The organism is Ancylobacter sp. SL191, from assembly GCF_026625645.1.
Classification (GTDB): domain Bacteria; phylum Pseudomonadota; class Alphaproteobacteria; order Rhizobiales; family Xanthobacteraceae; genus Ancylobacter.
In genome coordinates, this window is the sequence record NZ_CP113056.1 from 1,793,266 (window position 1) to 1,814,050 (window position 20,785).

Sequence of the window (20,785 nt, forward strand, 5' to 3'; positions counted from 1 at the left end):
AATGGCCGATTACTATCCGCTCCTCGCGCGTGCCATTGGTGGCCTCCCGGATCGTTCCGAGGCGGGTCGCCGGACTGTCTATGACCGGGCGCGACGGGCGCTGCTGGCGCAGCTGCGCAATGCCGATCCGCCGCTGCGCGATCAGGATATCGAGCGGGAGCAACTCTCGCTCGAAGAGGCCATCCGGCGTCTGGAGCAGGATTATGCCGGTGCGGATGAGCCGGTGGCGGAGGCCGTTGTGTCGCCGGTGCCGGTCGCCGCTCCCATTGCTGCGCCTGCACCGGTGCCGGCTGAACCGGCGCCGCCCGCGGCGCCCCGTGTGCCGCAGGCCGCGCGCGACGCTTTCTCGGCACCCCGTCGCCCGGCAGCGCCAGCTCCGGAAAGCGATGATGACGAACTGACCGCGCTTGCTGCTGGCCGGGCAGGGCGCGATTCCTGGGCCGACGATCCAGCCCTGTCGGCGACGCAGGATTTCTCCGGTCTTCGGCCCGATGAGGACGGCGGCGACGGCTTCAATGCCCGTCTCACCGGCGAGCGCCATGCTGCTGTCGAGGACGACACGCCCGCCAAGGGCGGGCGTGGCCACCTCATCGCCCTTGCCGTGGCCGCCCTTCTGCTGGTTGGCGCGGGCGTGGTCGGCTTCACGCAGCGCGATGCCATCCTCGCCCTGATCAAGGGTGGCGGCGCCTCGGCGCCTGCGCCGGTGGCGGATACCGACACGGCGGCGCCGTCCGGCCCCGAGGTCACCAAGTCCAACGATCGCATTGCCCAAGCGGCCTCGGACAGCACGCGCACCGCCCCGGCGGCGGCGCCCATCGCCGCTCCGCAAGGGGCGGGTGTGGGCGTTGCCCAGCGCGCCGTAATGTTCGAGGAAAGTGCCGGCGGCGGCGAGCAGAGCCTGCAGCAATATGTCGGCAATGTCGTCTGGAGCACCGAGACCTTCCAGGGCCAGAACGGTACGGGGCCGGATATCGGTATCCGCGCCGTGGTCACCGTTCCCGATCGTAATGTGAAGGTGACGCTGCGGCTGCGCCGCAATCAGGATCCGGGCATTCCCGCCTCGCACATCATCGAGGTGCAGTTCGAGTTGCCGCCGAATTTCGATCTCGGCAATGCCGGCACCGTGCCGGGCATGCGCGCCAAGGCGTCGGAGGGCGCGCAGGGCGTGCCGCTGATCGGCCTGCCGGTTCGCGTCGCGCCGGGCTTCTTCCTCATCGGCCTCTCGGCTATCGAGGCCGACCGCCAGCGCAATCTTGGCCTGCTCATCACCCGCAACTTCCTCGATCTGCCGGTGGTGTTCGAGAATGGCCGGCGGGCGATTCTGGTGCTGGAAAAGGGCGTGCCGGGCGATCAGGCGTTCCGCGAGGCCTTCTCGAAGTGGGGCCTGCCGGTCCCCGCCGCGACGGCCAACTGAGGCGCGTCGCCCTTCTCATCTCGTCTGACGTTATGCGCATCGGTGGGGCTATACCCCGCCAATGTGGGCTCTTGCCATGCGTTCAGTGCAAAGCGGCTCCGTGGTATTAGGTATACCACGAAACGGCGACTTCGATTACGTTGCGCTGCAATAGGATCGAGGAACGGAGCCGCGCATGTTTGAGTCCGTGTTTCCCGTGCTGCCGCTGCTCATCGCATGTCATGCCTGGATGACCATCATGCTCGTCCAAACCCTTGATAGCGAAGACGTTGCGGTGTTGGCACCCGAGTGCTTCCCGGTCTGAGGCGGGCGGCGCCACGCGCCTAATGGCAGCGAACGACCCGGACACTTCGGGCCCTGTCGGCATGAAAAACCCCGCGCCGGGCATCCGACGCGGGGTTTTCCGTCAGCTTATGTTGCGCTGCGTCAGGCAGCGACGCGCTTGTTCAGCACATCGACCAGCGTCTTGCCGAGGCGCGCCGGGGAGGGGGAGACCACGATCCCGGCCTCTTCCATCGCCGCGATCTTGTCCTCGGCGCCGCCCTTGCCGCCGGAGATGATCGCGCCGGCATGGCCCATGCGGCGGCCGGGAGGAGCGGTGCGGCCGGCAATGAAGCCAACCATCGGCTTCTTGCGGCCACGCTTGGCTTCGTCCTTGAGGAACTGCGCCGCTTCTTCCTCGGCCGAACCGCCGATCTCGCCGATCATGATGATCGACTCGGTCGCGTCATCCGCCAGGAACATCTCAAGCATGTCGATGAACTCGGTGCCCTTCACCGGATCGCCACCAATGCCGACCGCCGTGGTCTGACCGAGGCCTTCCTGCGAGGTCTGGAACACCGCCTCATAGGTCAGCGTGCCGGAGCGCGAGACGACGCCGACATTGCCCTTCTTGAAGATGTTGGCCGGCATGATGCCGATCTTCGACTCGCCGGCGGTGACGATGCCGGGGCAGTTCGGGCCGACGAGGCGGGACTTGGAACCGTCCAGCGCGCGGCGCACCTTCACCATGTCGAGCACCGGAATGCCCTCGGTGATGCAGACGATGAGCGGGATCTCGGCCGCGATGGCCTCGCAGATCGCATCGGCCGCGCCCGGCGGCGGGACGTAGATGACCGAGGCATCGGCGCCGGTCTTCTCACGCGCTTCGGCGACGGTGTCGAACACCGGCAGGCCGAGATGGGTGGAGCCACCCTTGCCCGGCGAGGTGCCGCCGACGACCTTGGTGCCATAGGCCAGCGCCTGCTCGGAATGGAACGTGCCATTCTTGCCGGTGAAGCCCTGGGTGATCAGCTTGGTGTCTTTGTTGATGAGAATGGACATCAGGCGGCTCCCTGCACAGCCTTGACGATCTTCTGGGCGGCGTCGTCGAGATCGTCCGCCGGGATGACGTTCAGCCCGCTGTCGCGGATGATCTGCTTGCCTTCCTCGACATTGGTGCCTTCGAGGCGCACCACCAGCGGCACGGACAGGCCGACCGCCTTGACCGCCGCGATCACGCCGCGCGCGATGACGTCGCACTTCATGATGCCGCCGAAGATGTTGACGAGGATGCCCTTCACCTTCGGGTCGGCGGTGATGATCTTGAACGCCGCCGTCACCTTCTCTTCCGTGGCGCCACCGCCGACGTCGAGGAAGTTGGCCGGGCTCTCGCCATAGAGCTGGATGATGTCGAGCGTTGCCATGGCCAGGCCCGCGCCGTTGACCATGCAGCCGATCGTGCCGTCGAGCGCGATATAGGCGAGGTCGTACTTCGAGGCTTCGATTTCCTTGGCGTCTTCCTCGGTCTCGTCACGCAGCGCCATCACGTCGGGGTGGCGGTAGAGCGAGTTCGAATCGAAGGAGATCTTGGCGTCGAGGCACTTCAGCTTGCCGTCCTTGGTGACGACGAGCGGGTTGATCTCGAGCATCGCCATGTCCTTGCCGACAAAGGCGGCGTAGAGCTTGGCGACAACATCGCCGGCCTGCTTGGCGAGGTCGCCGGTGAGGCCAAGCGCCTGCGCCACGGTGCGGCCGTGATGGGGCATCACGCCGGTGGCGGGGTCGATGGAGAAGGTGTGGATCTTCTCGGGAGTCGAGTGCGCGACTTCCTCAATGTCCATGCCGCCTTCGGTCGAGACGACGAAGGCAACGCGCGAGGTGGCGCGGTCGACGAGGGCGGAGAGGTAGAACTCCTTCTCGATCTCCGAACCTTCCTCGATATAGACGCGGTTCACCTGCTTGCCGGCCGCGCCGGTCTGCAGGGTGACGAGGGTCTTGCCGAGAATCTGCTTGGCGTTGGCCGCCGCGTCAGCCGCCGACTTGACGACGCGCACGCCGCCCTTCTCGCCGGCATCGGCCTCGACGAACTTGCCCTTGCCGCGGCCGCCCGCGTGAATCTGGCTCTTCACCACCCAGACCGGGCCGGGGATCTGCGTCGCCGCGGCATCCGCCTCGGCCGCGTTCAGAATGGCGACTCCGTTGGGCACCGGGACTCCGTATTCGCGGAGCACTCCCTTGGCCTGATACTCATGGATGTTCATTAGTCCAGCTCCTCCACAACCCCGCGGCCGGGCGCGCGCCGGGCGCTCCCGTCGATTGGCGTATCCTATTTCCCTATAGGCGCTGATGCGCCGAGACGCTACTGCACGAAAGTGTTGCTGAGCGTCCCGATGCCCTCGATCACGATGTCTACCGCGTTGGAGGGTTCTTTCATCGTTCCCACCCCGATCGACGTGCCGCAGCAGATGAGGTCGCCGGGGTTCAGCGTCATGTCGTGGGAGATCCGGCTCACCAGCTGGCGGGCCGAGAAGATCATGTCGCTGATCGGGTAGTTCTGGCGCTCCTGGCCATTCAGCACGGTGCGCACGACGAGGCTGGACGGCTCGACACCGGTCGCCACGACCGGGCCGAACGGGCCGAAACCGTCGAAGCTCTTGGCCCGCACCCACTGGGCGAAGGTCGCGTCCTTGTTGATGATGTCGGCCGCCGTGATGTCGTTCACGCAGGTGTAGCCGAAGATATGGTCGCCGGCTTCGTCCTCGGAAACGGAGGTCGCCGTCTTGCCGATGATGATGCCGAGCTCGCCCTCATAGACGATTTTGCCGTCATAGGAGCCGGGCCGCGTCACCGTGGCGCCGGGGGTGGTGAGGCTGGAACCGGCCTTGAGCAGATAGAGCGGATCCTGCGGCACCGGCGAATTCAGCTTGGCTGCCAGCGCGTGGAAATTGTTCCACAGCGCCAGGATCTTGGTCGGCTCGGTCGGCGCCAGCAGCGCGACCTCGGAGAGCGCGATGCGCTCCCCGGTCGGCTGGGCCCCGTTGAACATGTTGCCGGAGTGAACGGAGATGATGTCGCCGTCGAGCGTGCCGAAACCGGTCACGCCCGCGCGGCTGTAACGAACCCAATGTGCCATCGTGCAGGAAACTCAGTTGTAGCAGCCGGCGATCTGCGCGCGCTGGCGAACCAGGGCGAGCACGATGTCGATGGTCGGGGTCGGGATGCCCGCGAGACGGCCCATTTCCTGGACCACCGTCACCAGCGCGTCGATCTCCATGGCGCGCGAGCGCTCGAGATCCTGCAGCATCGAGGTCTTGTGGGCGCCGACGGCGCCCGCGCCATCAATGCGGCGCTCGACGCCGACGCGGAAGTTCACGCCGGACTGCACGGCGATCTCCTGCGCCTCCAGCATCATCGCCTTGGCGACGGCGCGGGTGCCGGGATCGGAGGCGATCACGTCGAGGGTCGCGTGGGTCAGCGCGCTGATCGGGTTGAAGCAGAGATTGCCCCACAGCTTCAGCCAAAGCTCGTCGCGAATGTTCGGCAGCACCGGGGCGCGCATGCCGCCGGCGGCGAAGGCCTCGGAGAGCTTGGTCGCGCGCTCGGTGATCTCGCCCGAGGGCTCGCCCAGCGGGAACTTGTCGCCATAGACGTGCTTGATGACGCCCGGCTCGACCACTTCCGTCGCCGGATAGACGATGCAGCCGATGGCGCGCTCGGGGCGCAGACCATTCCACTGCTTGCTGCCCGGATCGACGCTTTCGAGGGTCTTACCCTCGAGGTGGTCGCCATGCTTGTAATAGTACCAGTACGGCACGCCGTTGACGGCGGTGACGACGGCGGTGTCGTTGCCCAGCAGCGGCTGCATGGCGTCGACGACGCCCGGCACCGAATGCGCCTTGAGGGCGACGATGACGTAATCCTGCGGGCCGAGTTCGGCCGGGTTATCGGAGCAGGGAATGTGCTCCACGCGCTCTTCGCCATCGATGAGCAGCTTCAGGCCATTCTTCTTCATGGCCTCGAGGTGCGCGCCACGCGCCACCAGGCTGACATCGACGCCGGCACGCTTCAGCTGAACGCCGACATAGCCACCGATCGCGCCAGCACCATAGATGCAGACCTTCATTGGACTCCCTCCTGCGACCGTGCTGCCCCCGCGGCGCACGGCATCTTTGTTTGGTATTTTGTATGCCATGATTAGGGAGGTTTCGACCCTAGTCAAGAGCGATGTGTTGGGCGTGATAATACGTCGCGCATGTTGTGCCGCTTCGCGGTCTTCGCGGGGCGTGTTTGCGACGCACACGATAGATTACGTCGCCGGGCGGCGGCTTGTCCACCGTGTAAAGGCCAGAACAATTGTCTTCCGTATGGCGCAAAAGACTACGTAAGGCCGATCTATCGACTGGCGGGACAGCAATGCTTACTGTTTTTGAAAATGGTTCGGGGGCGCATGCGCCCCCGAACTCCGGCTATGTCTGATCGGACGTGCCCGCCACTCACGCGTCGGGGGCGACCTGGTGGTTGGCGAGCAGCTCGAGCGCCTTCACCAGCGCCGAGTGATCCCACGCCGCGCCGCCATTGGCCGCGCAGGCGCTGAACAGCTGCTGCGCCAGCGCCGTCGAGGGCAGCGACATCTGCATCTGCCGCGCGCCGTTCAGCGCGAGGTTCAGATCCTTCTGGTGCAGCTCGATGCGGAAGCCCGGATTGAAGGTGCGCTTGATCATGCGCTCGCCATGCACTTCCAGGATGCGCGAATTGGCAAAACCGCCCATCAGCGCCTGGCGCACCTTGGCCGGGTCGGCACCGGCCTTCGAGGCGAAGAGCAGCGCCTCGCCCACGGCGAGGATGTTCAGCGCGACGATGATCTGGTTGGCCACCTTGGTGGTCTGGCCGTCGCCATTGCCGCCGACGAGGGTGATGTTCTTGCCCATCTTCTCGAACAGCGGCTTCACCGTCTCGAAGGCGCCCTCGGGGCCGCCGACCATGATGGTGAGCGAGGCGGCCTTGGCGCCGACCTCGCCGCCGGAGACCGGCGCATCGAGATAGTCGCAGCCGAGATCGTTGATCTTCTTGGCGAATTCCTTGGTCTCGACCGGCGCGATCGAGCTCATATCGACCACGATCTTGCCCGGCGTCAGCCCCGCCGCGATGCCGTTCTCGCCGAACAAGGCGGCCGCCACATGCGGGGTGTCCGGCACCATGGTGATGATGATATCGGCGTGCCTGGCGACTTCCGTGCCGGTCGCGCAGGCGACGCCGCCCTTGCCGGTCAGCTCCGCCGGAACCGGCTTGATGTCGTAGAGATACAGCTCATGGCCCGCATCGATCAGGTGCCCCGCCATCGGCGCGCCCATGATGCCGAGACCGACAAATCCAACCTTCGCCATCTCAGATGTCCTCGTTTCCTAGACTATGTTGTTGACCGCGCCGCTCACGCCGTCGGGGCGAGAGCCTTGATCCAGCCGAGGCCGGCGGCGGTGTCGCCCTTCGGCTTGTACTCGCACCCGACCCAGCCGGCGTAGCCGATGGCGTCGAGGTGGCGGAACAGGAATGCGTAATTGATCTCGCCCGTGCCCGGCTCGAAGCGGCCCGGATTGTCGGCGAGCTGGATATGCGCGATCTGCGGCAGGTTCGCCTCGATGGTCCGGGCGAGATCGCCTTCCATGATCTGCATGTGGTAGATGTCGTACTGGATGAACAGGTTGTCCGAGCCGACCTCGTCGATGATCGCCTTCGCCTGCTTCGTGTAGTTCAGGAAGAAGCCGGGAATGTCGCGGGTGTTGATCGGCTCGATCAGCAGCTTGAGACCGGCGTCCTTGATCTTCGGCGCGGCATACTTGAGATTTTCGACAAAGGTCTTGTGCAGGACATCCCGCTCGACGCCCGCCGGAGCGATGCCGGCGAGGATGTTGACCTGCGGCGAGCCCAGGGCGGTCGCGTAGGTGATCGCCTTGTCGACGCCGGCGCGGAATTCGTCGACGCGGTCGGGCAGAATGGCAATGCCGCGCTCGCCGGCGCCCCAATTGCCGGCCGGCAGGTTGTGCAGCACCTGCTGCAGGCCATTGGCCTTCAGCCTGGCGACCAGTTCCTCGACCGGGAAATCATAGGGGAAGAGGTACTCGACGCCGGTGAAGCCGGCGGCGGCGGCCTTCTCGAACCGGTCGAGGAAGGGCACCTCGTTGAACAGCATGGTGAGATTGGCGGCAAAACGGGGCATGAACCGCTCCTGGGCAGGGATCACGAAAACGGGGCTGATGGCCGGGCGGACCGGCTGACACAGCTATGGACGCAGCCTGCAGCGTTTGCATGAAACCGCGTCCGCGCGAAAGCCAGACGACGACAGCGCCCCTTCCGCACCGCCCTGCGGGGGGAGGGGCGCAGCGCGTCAGGCGTTTTCCTTGGTGCTCTCGAGCGGCAGGTCGAGGACTTCCTCGAACTCGTTCACCGCGTCGATCTCGGTGCCCATGGCGATGTTGGTCACGCGCTCGAGGATGAACTCCATGACCACCGGCACCTGATGCTCCTGCATCAGCGCCCTGGCGCGGGTGAAGGCATCCTTGAACTCGTTGGGCGAGGAGACACGCACCGCCTTGCAGCCGAGGCCCTCGGCGACCGCGACATGGTCGACGCCATAGCCGGCATTCTCGTCGGCATTGATGTTGTCGAAGGCCAGTGAGACCTCGAAGTCCATGTTGAAGCCGCGCTGGGCCTGACGGATCAGGCCGAGATAGGAGTTGTTCACGACGACATGGATGTAGGGCAGCTTGTGCTGGGCGCCGACGGCGAGCTCCTCGATGAGGAACTGGAAGTCGTAATCGCCGGACAGCGCAACGATTTCCGCGTCCGGGTCAGCCGCGCGCACGCCGAGCGCGGCGGGGAGGGTCCAGCCGAGCGGGCCGGCCTGGCCGCAATTGATCCAGTTGCGCGGCTCGTAGACGTGCAGCATTTGCGCGCCTGCAATCTGGCTGAGGCCGATGGTCGAGACGTAGCGCGTGTGACGGCCGAACGCCTCGTTCATCTCCTCATAGACGCGCTGCGGCTTCAGCGGCACGTTGTCGAAATGCGTCTTGCGCAGCATGGTCTTCTTGCGGCCGAGGCATTCGGCGGCCCAGGCTGAGCGGTCCTTGAGCGTGCCGGCCGCCTTGTATTCCTTGGCGACCTCGAGGAAGAGGTCGAGCGCCGCGCCGGCATCCGAGACGATGCCGAGATCCGGGCCGAAGACGCGGCCGATCTGGGTCGGCTCGATGTCGACATGGATGAACTTGCGGCCCTTGGTGTAGACGTCGACCGAGCCGGTGTGACGGTTGGCCCAGCGGTTGCCGATGCCGAACACGAAGTCCGAGGCCAGCATGTTCGCATTGCCGTAGCGGTGCGAGGTCTGCAGGCCGCACATGCCGGCCATCAGGTCGTGATCGTCGGGAATGGTGCCCCAGCCCATCAGGGTGGGGATGACCGGAATGCCCGTCAGCTCGGCGAATTCAACCAGCTTGTCCGAGGCGTCGGCGTTGATGATGCCGCCGCCGGAGACGATGAGCGGGCGCTCCGCCTCGTTCAGCATGGCGATGGCCTTCTCGGCCTGCTTGCGCGTCGCCTTGGGCTTGTAGACCTCGAGCGGGGAATAGGTGTCCTCGTCGAACTCGATCTCGGCGAGCTGGACGTCGATCGGCAGGTCGATCAGCACCGGGCCGGGACGGCCGGAACGCATGACGTGGAAGGCCTGCTGGAACACCATCGGCACCAGCGCCGGCTCGCGGACCATGACGGCCCACTTGGCGACCGGCTTGGCGATCGACTCGATGTCGACGGCCTGAAAGTCTTCCTTGTAGAGGCGGGCGCGGGGCGCCTGGCCGGTGATGCACAGGATCGGGATCGAATCGGCGGAGGCCGAATAGAGGCCGGTGATCATGTCGGTGCCGGCGGGGCCGGAGGTGCCGATGCACACGCCGATATTGCCCGCCTTGGCGCGGGTATAGCCCTCGGCCATGTGCGAGGCGGCCTCGACGTGGCGGGCGAGGATGTGGCGCGTCTTACCGTGCGCGCGCATGGCGGAATAGAACGGGTTGATCGCGGCACCCGGAACACCGAAGGCGGTCGTCACGCCTTCCTTTTCGAGAATGCGGATCGCTGCATCGACGGCACGCATCTTGGCCATGGCACTTCCTCCTGTCGTCGTCAGCCAACCGGCATCGCCCCGCTCTGCGCAGGGCCGGCGGTGCCCGGCCGGCCGTCTCGACTGTTCAAAATCTCCGGTTTCGGCGGCCGCAGGGCAGGCGAGCGGCGCGAGGGCCATGCTGCGGAGCGGCAGGATTCTTTCCGCGGTGCGGAATGAATTTCCGAAATCGCGCAAAACATGCCACGCCCCTCTCATTTCCGCAATACGGGATATATTTCTGATTTGCGAAAAAGCGGCGGATGCGCCTTTATGATAGGGCGAGCCCGTTCGGCGCCGGTGGCATAAGGCCGGTGAGCCGCCGCCCGCCCGCCAGCCGCGCCCAGGAGATCACGCCGCGATGACCGATGCCGTCTCGACCACACGCCGCCGCGGACGGCCGCCCACCGGCGAGGCCGGGGGCGAGGTGCAGTCGCTCGACCGGGCCATTGCGCTGCTCGAAGTCCTTGCTTTGTCTGATGGATTGTCGCTGAGCGAGGTGGCCCGCGCCGCCGAGCTGCCGACCTCCACGGTGCATCGCCTGCTCACCACGCTGGAGCGGCGGGGGCTGGTGGGGCATGACGCGGCGACCGGGCACTGGGTCGTCGGCGTCGGGCTCTTCCGTATCGGCTCGGCCTACTTACGCATCCGCAAGCTGCCGGAAATCGGCCGCGTGCTGCTGCGCGAGCTCTCCCACGGGGTGAACGAGACGGTGAATCTTTCCCTGATCGACGGGGAACATCTGGTGTGCGTGGCGCAGGTGGAGAGCCACGCGGCGGTGCGCGCCTTCTTCCGGATCGGCGGTTTTCTGCCCATTCACGCCTCGGGCGGGGGCAAGGCGATTCTGGCCGCGATGAACCCGGAAGCGCGCCGCGCCTGGTTAGGGGGCGACCAGCTGCCGCGCTACACCGAACACACCCATGTGAGCCGGCGCGCGCTGCAGTCGGACCTCGCCATCATCGCCGAGCGCGGCTTTTCCATTGACGATGAAGAACATACGCCGGGCATGCGCTGCGTGGCGGCGGCGGTGCTGGATGAATGGCGCGAGCCGGTCGGGGCGATCTCGATCTCGGCCCCGACGGTGCGGATGCCGCCCGAGCGCATCGCCGATCTCGGCGGACAGGTGAAGGAAGCCGCACGCCGGCTCACCGCCCGCTATTCCGGGAGCTAACCGGCGGGTCGGTCGCGGGACGGCTCGGGCGGTCTCGCCCGTAGAGGTGTAAAAATACCTCTTCGATGAATTGTGGCGGTGCGTGGCACGCCCCTGCCGGTCGCCGACGCGCCCGGCTTTCTTGCATTTTTGCCTATGAGCGGACACACCGGCCTGACTGGTCACGACTGGCCGGTCAGTGCAGTCAGATGGACGATCAGGCCGACGAGTGCAGTGAGGCCGACCGACGTGAGCCTCGCCGAGCCTCGGCCGCGAGCCCTTCCCCCGAACCCTCGTCGCGAAAGTTTCGCCGCCCGTCGACGCCGGGGACACAGCCCGACCGGACAAAAAAATGCCGGCGCTTGGAAGCGCCGGCACCAGTCGCCTAGGAGGAACCGAACGTCGGGAAAACCCTTCGTTCCGCTCCGGGAGGCTCTGAGGTCCATCCCGCCCGCCGCGATGTGCCGCGCAGCCTTGAACGGGACAGCCGATAGGGCTTCCGCGCCTCCAGCCCGTGATCGGGGCCTCTCGCGGAAGGGGCGGGCGGCACCCAAGGCGCCGCCCGAAGGTTCTGGATCAGACCGGAGGTCCGATCACAGGGTCGTCTAGATCAGACGGTGGTCCAGATCAGACGGCCTTGGCGTCGTGCATCGCGGAAATTTCTTCCTGCGAATAGCCGAGATCGGCGAGCACTTCGTTGGTGTGCTGGCCGAGCAGCGGCGAGGCGGTGATCTCCACCTCGACGTCCGAGAACTTGATCGGCGAACCGACGGTCAGGTACTTGCCGAGCTTGGGGTGATCGACCTCGACCACGGTGCCGCTCTTGCGCAGCGACGGGTCGTTGGCGATTTCCTTCATCGACAGCACCGGAGCGCAGGGGATGTCGAACTTGCGCAGGATGTCGATGGCCTCGAACTTCGTCTTGTCGGCGAGCCAGGACTCGATGAAGGCGAAGATGTCGAAGATCTTGTCCTGACGGGCTTCGGCGGTGTTGTAGGCCGGATCGTCGATCCACTCCGGCTTGCCGAGAGCCTTACAGATCGGCGCCCAGGCGTGGCCCTGAATGGTGAAGTAGATGTAGGCGTTCGGGTCGGTCTCCCAGCCCTTGCACTTCAGCACCCAGCCCGGCTGGCCGCCGCCGCCGGCATTGCCGCCGCGCGGAACCACGTCCGAGAACTCGCCGTGGGGGTACTGGGGGTACTCTTCGAGATAGCCCAGCGCGTCGAGGCGCTGCTGGTCACGCAGCTTGACGCGGCAGAGGTTGAGCACCGAATCCTGCATGGACACGGCGACCTTCTGGCCCTTGCCGGTCTTCACCTTCTGGTGGAGCGCGGTCAGGATGCCGATGGCCAGGTGCATGCCGGTGTTGGAGTCGCCGAGAGCGGCAGCCGACACGGTCGGCGGGCCATCCCAGAAACCGGTGGTGGAAGCGGCACCGCCGGCGCACTGCGCGACGTTCTCGTAGACCTTCAGGTCTTCATAGGCGTGGCCTTCGGAGAAGCCCTTCACCGAGGCGAGGATCATGCCCGGGTTGAGCGACTGGATGTGCTCCCAGGTGAAGCCCATGCGGTCGAGAGCGCCGGGGCCGAAATTCTCGACCATGACGTCCGACTCCTTGATGAGCCGGGTCAGGACTTCCTTGCCCTGCGCCGTCTTGGTGTCGAGCGTCAGCGAACGCTTGTTGGAGTTCAGCATGGTGAAGTACAGCGCGTCGGCGTCCTTGACGTGACGCAGCTGCGAACGGGTGACGTCGCCGGCGCCTGGGCGCTCGACCTTGATCACGTCGGCACCGAACCAGGCCAGAAGCTGCGTGCAGGCGGGACCAGCCTGGACGTGCGTGAAATCGATGATCTTAATACCTTCGAGCGGCTTAGACATCGTGGTCGACTTCCCTTTCAGCGTTAACAGTCCGGTCGGAGGCTCACCCTGCCGCCGGATTGAGATCCCCATCCCTCTTGGATGGAGACACTTCCTTCTCCCCACGCCGCCGACCGGGCGAACCCGTTGGCCGGAGGCAACTCCCAGGTGGTGATCGACGTCGGTTCGAGCCGGTTGTTCTCGCTCACCCTGGCATCAGACCGCCGACCGGGCGCGCGAGCGCCGGCCGGGGCCTGTATCCTCACCGCCACCGCCCCGAGAGGCCGCGGCGGGGAAATTCGTGTCACTCAGCCGCGAGGCGCACCGTCTCGCCGACCGCGCCGGAGGTCTTGATGCGCTCGATCTCGGCCGCATCGAGGCCGAGCACGCTCGCGAGGATCTCCTCGGTGTGCTCGCCCAGCAGCGGCGAACGCTCGACCGCGACGTCGTTGTCCGACAGCTTGATCGGGTTGCCGACGGTCAGGTACTTGCCGCGCGCGGGGTGATCGACCTCGACCAGCGTGCCGGTCTCGTAGAGCGAACGATCCTCGGCGATCTCCTTCATGGAGAGCACCGGGCCGCAGGGAATGTCGTACTCGTTGAGGATCTCCATCGCCTCGAACTTGGTGTGGGCCATGGTCCACGATTCGATGCGGGTGAAGATCTCGTTGAGGTGCGGCAGACGCGCGGCCGGGGTGGCGTAGTTCGGGTCGGTCTTCCAGTCGGGCTCGTGGATGACGTCGCAGATCTTCGACCAGACCGGGGCCTGGGTGATGAAATAGATGTAGGCGTTGGGATCGGTCTCCCAGCCCTTGCAGCGCAGGATGCGGCCCGGCTGGCCGCCGCCCGAATCATTGCCGGCGCGCGGCACGGCGTCGCCGAAGGGGATGCCCTCGCCGAACTGGCTGTATTCGCGCAGCGGGCCGCGCTCGAGGCGCTGCTGGTCGCGCATCTTGACGCGGCAGAAGTTCAGCACGGCGTCCTGCATGGCGCAGAGCACCTTCTGGCCGCGGCCGGTCAGCGTGCGCTGGTAGAGCGCGGTGACGATGCCCAGCGCCAGGTGCAGGCCGGTGCCGGAATCGCCGATCTGCGCCGCGGTGACGAGGGGAAGCCCGTCGCGGAAGCCGGTGGTGGAGGCCGAACCGCCCGTGCACTGGGCGACGTTCTCATACACCTTGCAGTCTTCAAACGGGCCGGGGCCGAAGCCCTTCACCGAAGCGAGGATGATGCGCGGGTTCAGCTCCTGGATGCGCTCCCAGGTGAAGCCCATGCGGTCCAGCGCGCCCGGCGCGAAATTCTCGACCATCACGTCGCAGATTTTCACGAGATCCTCGAGGACTTTCTTGCCCTCGGGATTCTTGGTGTCGAGCGTGATGGAACGCTTGTTGGAGTTCAGCATCGTGAAATAGAGGCTGTCCGCATTGGGGACATCACGAAGCTGGGCGCGGGTCACGTCGCCTTCACCGGGACGCTCGACCTTGATGACATCCGCCCCGAACCACGCCAGAAGCTGGGTGCAGGTGGGGCCGGACTGAACGTGGGTGAAGTCTAGGATCCGGACTCCGTCCAGGGCCTTTCCCATGGCATTTCCTCTCGAAGTATTTGCCGCGGCTCTGTTTTTTTGGCCGGCCGCTTGGCAAGGTTGGAAGGTGGGCGCGGGCGGGATTTTCCCCGCCCGCGCCCGGTTGGATTACTTCTTCTTCACGACGCTCTGCGGGTTCAGGCTGCCGATGTTGCCGGACTCGCTGCCGGCCGCCGGGTCGATCACCGCGTTGATGAGGGTCGGCTTGCCGGAGTTCATCGCCTCGTCGACGGCGCGCTTCAGCTCGTCCGGGGTGGTGGCGTTCACGCCGACGCCGCCGAAGGCTTCCATCATCTTGTCGTAGCGGCTGTCCTTCACGAACACCGTGGTGCCCGGATCGCGGCCGGTCGGGTCGGTGTCGAGGCCGCGATAGATGCCGTTATTGTTGAAGACGACGATGCAGACCGGCAGGTTGTAGCGGCAGATCGTCTCCACCTCCATGCCGGAGAAGCCGAAGGCCGAGTCACCCTCGACCGCCAGAACCGGCTTGCCGGTCTCGACGGCGGCGGCGACGGCGAAGCCCATGCCGATGCCCATCACGCCCCAGGTGCCGACGTCCAGGCGCTTGCGCGGCTGGTACATGTCGATCACGCCGCGGGCGAGGTCGAGCGTGTTGGCGCCCTCATTGACGAGGATCGCGTCAGGACGCTCCTTGATGACCTGCTTGAGAGCACCCAGCGCCGAGTGGAAGTCCATCGGGGTGGAGTTCTTCAGCAGGCGCTGGGACATCTTGGCGATGTTGACTTCCTTGCGGGAGTTGATCGCGTCGATCCACTCCTTGGAGGGAGCGGTCCAGCCGGACTTGATGCCGTCGAGCAGGGCGGACACCACCGAGCCGATGTCACCGACCAGCGGCGCGGCGATCTCGACGTTGGAGTCCATTTCCTTGGGCTCGATGTCGACCTGGATGAACTGCTTGGGCGCATCGCCCCAGGTCTTGCCCTTGCCGTGCGACAGCAGCCAGTTGAGGCGCGCGCCGACGAGGAGGACGACGTCGGAGTCCTTGAGGACGGTCGAGCGGGCGGCGCCGGCCGACAGCGGATGGGTGTCGGGCAGCAGGCCCTTGGCCATCGACATCGGCAGGAAGGGGATGCCCGAGGTCTCGACGAATTCACGGATGGTCTCGTCGGCCTGCGCGTAGGCCGCGCCCTTGCCGAGGATGATGAGCGGCTTCTTGGCGCCCTTGAGGACGTCGAGCGCGCGCTTCACCGCGTCCGGGCCCGGGATCTGCGCCGGGGCGGCGTCGATGACCTTGACCAGCGACTTGGCGCCGGCGTCGGCGGTCATGACCTGCGAGAAGAGCTTGGCCGGCAGGTCGAGATAGACGCCGCCCGGACGGCCGGAGACCGCCGCGCGGATCGCGCGGGCGACGCCGATGCCGATGTCGGCGGCGTGCAGCACGCGGAAGGCCGCCTTGCAGAGCGGCTTGGCGATGGCAAGCTGGTCCATTTCCTCATAGTCGCCCTGCTGGAGGTCGACGATCTCGCGCTCGGAAGAGCCGGAGATGAGGATCATGGGGAAACAGTTGGTGGTGGCGTTCGCCAGGGCCGTCAGGCCGTTGAGGAAGCCCGGCGCCGAAACGGTGAGGCACACGCCCGGCTTCTTCGTCAGGAAGCCGGCGATGGCGGCCGCGTTGCCGGCGTTCTGCTCGTGGCGGAACGACACGACCCGGATGCCCTCGGCCTGGGCCATGCGGCCGAGGTCGGTGATCGGAATGCCGGGCACGCCGTAGATCGTCTCGATACCGTTGAGTTTCAGCGCATCAATGACGAGGTGGAAACCGTCCGTGAGCTCCTGCTCGACCTCGGTCGCCGTGTTCACGTCGATCACTTGTGCAACTGCAGACATCCCGTATTCCCTCCCAAACTTCCTCGGCGGGTTTTGCCGCCCTTAATCCAAGTCAATGTCCGATACGTCTCGTCAGTCCAGGTCAACATGGCTCTCGACGTGCCGCGCGAGGCGGAGCGTATGGTCTCGCACCAGACGCTCGGCGCGGTCCGCGTCCCGCGCCTCGAGAGCAATGATGATCTCCTGATGGTCGGCCGCCGAACGCTGCGCCCGGTCCATCTCGAAGATCGTGCGATGGCGGATGGCCCGTACATGGAAGAACAGGTTATCCGTCATCGCCGCGAGCAGTGAGGAGCCGCTCAGCCGGATCAGCGCCTGATGGAACGCGATATTCGCGGAGGAATATTCGTCGCACCGGTCGCGCTCGATCCCGGACAGATCGAACTCCTTGAAATACGTCCTCAGCTCGGCGATCGCCTCATCGCTCGCGCGTTGAGTGGCGAGGCGGGCCGCCATGCTTTCCAGCGCCGCCCAGGCCTCGATCATCTCGATGATCTCGGCCTTGGAACGGCGTACCACCAGAATTCCCCGCCGGGGCACGGCGCGGAGCAGGCCTTCCTGCTCCAGCATCGCGACCGCCTCGCGGATCGGCGTCCGGCTTGCGCCGAGACGCTCGGAAATGTCCCGCTCGTCGAGCAGCACCGGCTCACTGGAGCCGTAGATGTTCATGTTGGTAATGGCTTCCTTGAGAGCGGCGTAGGCCTTGCTCTTGAAGCTCTCCTTGGCCGGCAGGCGCTCAATGGCCAGGCCATGATCGCCGCTTTGCCAGCGCTTGTTCAGAACTGCCTTGCTGCTCACGGACGCTCCTCTGCGGAGGTCTTCCGCCGGGGATTTCAAGAAATTTGGCATACCAAATACCAACGTGTCAATTGGAATCCCCCTGAAGAACAGGGTAGGGGAGCTCCTTCTTCCCAAAGGTCAGCTTCGCGCCGACCGTTGATTCACAAGGTGTTCCAAGGCGTCATTACCGAATTGCGTATGCAGTATACCACGGGTCAAAAGCGCTGGCGAGGCCGCCTGAACAGTTTGCCCCAGAGTGGATGCAAAAGTTCGCGAGGTGACGGTGGGGAGGGGGGCGTTGCGGGGGGAGCGTGTGTGGCGTCATCCCGGATGCCGCAAGGCCGAGCCGGGATTGCGTGCCGCGAACCGGGCAAGCGATCCCGGCTCTGCGCTACGCTTCGGCCGGGATGACGTCGCGAGCGTCGCGCGGGAGCTGTCCCTGACGCCGTCATCCCCGGGCTTGGCCCGGGGATCCACGTCTTCTCGCCGGCACACGGCAAGTCATGGATGGCCGGGCCAAGCCCGGCCATGACGGTGTTCGGGCGGCACACGGCCACGGTCCCTCACGCCGTCATCCCGGACGGCCGCTAGGCCGATCCGGGATCGCTGTCCCCATGAAGCCCGCACGCGATCCCGGCTCTGCGCTGCGCTTCGGCCGGGATGACGCCGTTGGGGGGGGGGGCAGCGGCGACAGGGGAGCGGTGCCCGGTCGGGCCCACCCCTCAGGACGGGAAGCGGCCGTGCTTTTCCACATGGGCGGCGAGGCCGAGCGTGTGCTCGCGCACCAGGCGCTCGGCGAGGTCGGCGTCGCGGGCGACGAGGGCGGCGATGATGGCGCGGTGCTCCTGCAGCGAGCGCTCGGAGCGGTTCTCCTGCCGGACCGAGACGGCGCGGATGCCGCGAATGTGGATGAACAGATTGGCGGTCATCTCGCCGATCATCTCGCAGCCGCCGAGACCGATGATGGTCTGGTGGAAGCGGATATTGGCGTCCGAGTACTCGTTCATATGCTCGGTCGGCGCCTCGGCCTCGAAATCATGGAACATGTCGCGCAGGCCGGTGAGCTCGCGGTCGCTGGCGCGGCTGGTGGCGAGGCGCGCGGCCATGCTTTCCAGCGCCGCCCAGACGATGATCATGTCGATGATCTCGCGCTTGGACTTGCGCACCACGAAAATGCCCCGGCGCGGCACGGAGCGCACGAAGCCTTCCTGCTCCAGCACCGTGAGGGCCTCGCGAATCGGCGTGCGGCTGACCCCGAGATCCTGCGAGAGCTGGCGCTCATCGAGGCGGATTTCGCCCTCCTGGCCATAAAGGTCCATCTCGGTGATGGCCTTCTTGATGGCGTCGTAGGCGAGGGTGCGCAGGCTGGTATTCGCGGCGAGCGGCGCGATGTTCAGGCGTGAATTGGGATCGGCGCTTTCCACGGGCTTCCTCTCAGTTCGTTCTCTTGTTGTTTTTGTTGTCCACGGCCATTGCCCGTCATCGGCGGCAACAGTCGATTGGCGTTTGTTGACGCGCTTCTTGCTGCCCTTCTTGGCGTGGGCGATTCTCACCCTTAGGCAGGCATGTTGAGCATCATATATCATATACCGCTTGTCCATCCGACCATTGCCGGATGACGTTCCGGCGCCGTCGCGCCGCCGGGATTTCGCACCACCTTACCTCTGTCCCTCTGCAGGCCGGCCCGCCGGGCGTGCCGGCTGCCGGGCGCGTGCGCGTGCCCGAGCGAGGTGACGGCGCCATGTCGACCCGCGCTAGGCGGGTGCCGGCGGGCCGTTTCCGGCGCCGTCCACAGCTCTGAGGAGGGGGTGCCGCGTGCTCCCCGATGCCCGCGCGCGGCGCCACCCGCATCCCGGCGAGCACGGGATGGGCCGAGGCTGGAGCCGTTCCAGCGTGGTTTCATCGGGCTTTGCGAGTGCTTCCCCAAGGGAAGAAATGACCAAGTATTCCGCTACGTCACATTCCCATAGGTCAGTCTTCGTCTGTAAAAATATCGCATGGCTGGTATGCAAAATTTTGCATAATCAAAAAAAGCAGAGTATGTTCCCTACAGTCTGCTGGCGGTTGCCTCTGCGGAGGCGTTTCGTTCAGCGCGAAACAAGAAGAACAAGATAGAACTTGCTCAACCTTACGTTTGGAAACGTTCGAGGATAAAATGGCTACTGCCGCAACGTCATCTCAGAATAGCAGCCGCTGGCTGCAGCTTGTGTTCGGCGTCATCTGCATGTGCATGATTGCAAACATGCAGTATGGCTGGACGTTCTTCGTGAACCCGATGCAGGAGCGTCACGGCTGGGATCGCGCGGCGATCCAGGTGGCCTTCTCGATCTTCATCGTCACCGAGACCTGGCTGGTCCCGATCGAGGGCTGGTTCGTCGACAAGTACGGCCCGCGCGTCGTGGTGCTGTTCGGCGGCCTCATGTGCGGCATCGCCTGGCTGCTCAACTCCTACGCCGACTCGCTGACCCTGCTCTATGTCGCGGCGGCCATTGGCGGCATCGGCGCCGGCGCGGTCTACGGCACCTGCGTGGGCAACTCGCTGAAGTGGTTCCCGGATCGTCGCGGTCTCGCCGCCGGCATCACCGCCGCCGGCTTCGGCGCCGGCTCGGCGCTGACCGTCATCCCGATCCAGAACATGATCAAGAACCAGGGCTATGAAGCCGCGTTCTTCTACTTCGGCATCGGCCAGGGCATCGTAATCCTCTTCCTCGGCCTGTTCCTGGTCGCGCCGAAGAAGGAGCAGATCGCCGTCTTCGCCGCGAATGTCGCCAAGACCGTGAAGCAGAGCGCCCGTGACTTCTCCCCCAAGGAGATGCTCACCACCCCGCTGTTCTGGGTCATGTACGCCATGTTCGTGATGATGGCGGCCGGCGGCCTGATGGCCACCGCGCAGCTCGGCCCGATCGCCAAAGACTTCCAGATCGCCGACGTGCCGGTGACGTTGCTCGGCCTCACCCTGCCGGCGCTCACCTTCGCTGCCGCGATCGACCGCGTGCTGAACGGCCTCACCCGTCCGTTCTTCGGCTGGGTGTCCGACCAGATCGGCCGTGAGAACACCATGTTCGTGGCCTTCGCCATCGAGGGCGTCGGCATCTACGCGCTCTCCGTGTTCGGCTCGAACCCGGTGCTGTTCGTGATCCTGACCGGCCTCGTCTTCTTCGCCTGGGGCGAGATCTACTCGCTGTTCCCGGCGATGTGCGGCGACGCCTTCGGCTCGAAGTTCGCCACCACCAATGCCGGCATGCTCTACACCGCCAAGGGCACCGCGGCGCTGATCGTGCCGTTCACCAGCATCATCACCACGATGACCGGCAGCTGGCACGCGGTGTTCGTCGCCGCCGCGGCGCTCAACATCATTGCCGCCGTCATGGCGCTGGTGATCCTGAAGCCGCTCTCGGCCGCCCATCGCCGCCGCGTGGCAGCGCACAATGCCAATGTGAGTGCCGTCCCCGCCGAGTGAGGCGCGACGACCTTCCATCATCGCCTTCGCAAGGGCCCGCCACTGGCGGGCCCTTTTTCTTTGGCAGGATCCGGCGCGTCTTCGGTTCCGCCCTCTTGCATTGGCCTTGCCGGGCGCGTCCCCGGAGGCGGCGTTTCGCGTTTCGCGTTTCGTGTTTCGCGTTTCGCGTGGCGCGGGCCGGCTGTTTTTCGCGTCGCCGTGCGGAATCTCTGGCCGTCCTATGGTCGGTCGTGCGCGATTGCCGCGTGCCCGCGACGGTCATTTTTCATCATTCCAAAGACGAATCG

16 protein-coding genes are annotated in these 20,785 nt (G+C 65.7%); 4 read left to right on the plus strand and 12 right to left on the minus strand.

Annotation, left to right across the window (positions count from 1 at the left end):
* Position 1: 1 nt before the first annotated feature.
* Both OU996_RS08110 and OU996_RS08115 read left to right on the plus strand, forming a co-directional pair.
* Positions 2-1,414: a hypothetical protein gene (locus OU996_RS08110; RefSeq protein WP_267585096.1), complete on the plus strand. Its 1,413-nt coding sequence runs from the start codon at positions 2-4 to the stop codon at positions 1,412-1,414.
* A gap of 175 nt (positions 1,415-1,589) precedes the next feature.
* A complete protein-coding gene (locus tag OU996_RS08115) occupies positions 1,590-1,718 on the plus strand; it encodes a hypothetical protein (RefSeq protein WP_267585097.1) in 129 nt (42 codons plus the stop codon).
* A 122-nt stretch (positions 1,719-1,840) separates the two neighbouring features.
* On the opposite strand, the gene sucD is transcribed toward OU996_RS08115, so the two are convergent.
* The 7 genes from sucD to gcl all read right to left on the minus strand — a co-directional run bounded on the left by sucD (position 1,841) and on the right by gcl (position 9,824).
* The gene (sucD, locus tag OU996_RS08120; RefSeq protein ID WP_267585098.1) at positions 1,841-2,737 is read right to left on the minus strand and encodes a succinate--CoA ligase subunit alpha; all 897 of its coding nucleotides are present in this window, start codon (positions 2,735-2,737) and stop codon (positions 1,841-1,843) included.
* Positions 2,737-3,936, minus strand: a complete 1,200-nt coding sequence (gene sucC, locus OU996_RS08125) for an ADP-forming succinate--CoA ligase subunit beta (protein ID WP_267585099.1) — start codon at positions 3,934-3,936, stop codon at positions 2,737-2,739. The genes sucD and sucC overlap by 1 nt, the downstream gene beginning before the upstream one ends.
* A 98-nt stretch (positions 3,937-4,034) precedes the next feature.
* Positions 4,035-4,808: a fumarylacetoacetate hydrolase family protein gene (locus OU996_RS08130; protein WP_267585100.1), complete on the minus strand. Its 774-nt coding sequence runs from the start codon at positions 4,806-4,808 to the stop codon at positions 4,035-4,037.
* A gap of 12 nt (positions 4,809-4,820) precedes the next feature.
* A complete protein-coding gene (locus OU996_RS08135; protein WP_267585101.1) occupies positions 4,821-5,798 on the minus strand; it encodes a 2-dehydropantoate 2-reductase in 978 nt (325 codons plus the stop codon).
* Positions 5,799-6,168: 370 nt separating this feature from the next.
* Positions 6,169-7,059 (minus strand): 2-hydroxy-3-oxopropionate reductase, encoded by an 891-nt coding sequence (gene glxR, locus OU996_RS08140; protein WP_267582750.1) that lies wholly within the window; start codon positions 7,057-7,059, stop codon positions 6,169-6,171.
* A 44-nt stretch (positions 7,060-7,103) separates the two neighbouring features.
* Entirely contained in the window at positions 7,104-7,889 is a 786-nt protein-coding gene (gene hyi, locus OU996_RS08145; RefSeq protein ID WP_267585102.1) for a hydroxypyruvate isomerase, read from the minus strand.
* 168 nt (positions 7,890-8,057) lie between these two features.
* Positions 8,058-9,824, minus strand: coding sequence for a glyoxylate carboligase (gcl, locus tag OU996_RS08150; protein ID WP_267585103.1), 1,767 nt, complete (start codon positions 9,822-9,824; stop codon positions 8,058-8,060).
* Between the two features lie 358 nt (positions 9,825-10,182).
* On the opposite strand from gcl, the gene OU996_RS08155 reads away from it, so the two are divergent.
* Positions 10,183-10,992, plus strand: a complete 810-nt coding sequence (locus OU996_RS08155; RefSeq protein WP_267585104.1) for an IclR family transcriptional regulator — start codon at positions 10,183-10,185, stop codon at positions 10,990-10,992.
* Positions 10,993-11,598: 606 nt separating this feature from the next.
* Here OU996_RS08155 and frc (OU996_RS08160) read toward each other — a convergent pair.
* The 5 genes from frc (OU996_RS08160) to OU996_RS08180 all read right to left on the minus strand — a co-directional run bounded on the left by frc (OU996_RS08160) (position 11,599) and on the right by OU996_RS08180 (position 18,462).
* Positions 11,599-12,849 (minus strand): formyl-CoA transferase, encoded by a 1,251-nt coding sequence (gene frc / locus OU996_RS08160; RefSeq protein WP_267585105.1) that lies wholly within the window; start codon positions 12,847-12,849, stop codon positions 11,599-11,601.
* Between the two features lie 283 nt (positions 12,850-13,132).
* Complete coding sequence (gene frc / locus OU996_RS08165) at positions 13,133-14,410, minus strand: formyl-CoA transferase (RefSeq protein WP_267585106.1); 1,278 nt, start codon at positions 14,408-14,410, stop codon at positions 13,133-13,135.
* Positions 14,411-14,518: 108 nt separating this feature from the next.
* The gene (gene oxc, locus OU996_RS08170) at positions 14,519-16,258 is read right to left on the minus strand and encodes an oxalyl-CoA decarboxylase (protein ID WP_267585107.1); all 1,740 of its coding nucleotides are present in this window, start codon (positions 16,256-16,258) and stop codon (positions 14,519-14,521) included.
* 72 nt (positions 16,259-16,330) lie between these two features.
* Positions 16,331-17,056 (minus strand): GntR family transcriptional regulator, encoded by a 726-nt coding sequence (locus tag OU996_RS08175; RefSeq protein ID WP_267585108.1) that lies wholly within the window; start codon positions 17,054-17,056, stop codon positions 16,331-16,333.
* 704 nt (positions 17,057-17,760) lie between these two features.
* Positions 17,761-18,462 carry a GntR family transcriptional regulator gene (locus OU996_RS08180; RefSeq protein ID WP_267585109.1) on the minus strand — a complete coding sequence of 234 codons (702 nt, stop codon included), beginning with the start codon at positions 18,460-18,462 and terminating at the stop codon, positions 17,761-17,763.
* A gap of 731 nt (positions 18,463-19,193) precedes the next feature.
* Here OU996_RS08180 and oxlT point away from each other — a divergent pair.
* Positions 19,194-20,498, plus strand: a complete 1,305-nt coding sequence (gene oxlT / locus OU996_RS08185; RefSeq protein ID WP_267585110.1) for an oxalate/formate MFS antiporter — start codon at positions 19,194-19,196, stop codon at positions 20,496-20,498.
* Positions 20,499-20,785: the final 287 nt, after the last annotated feature.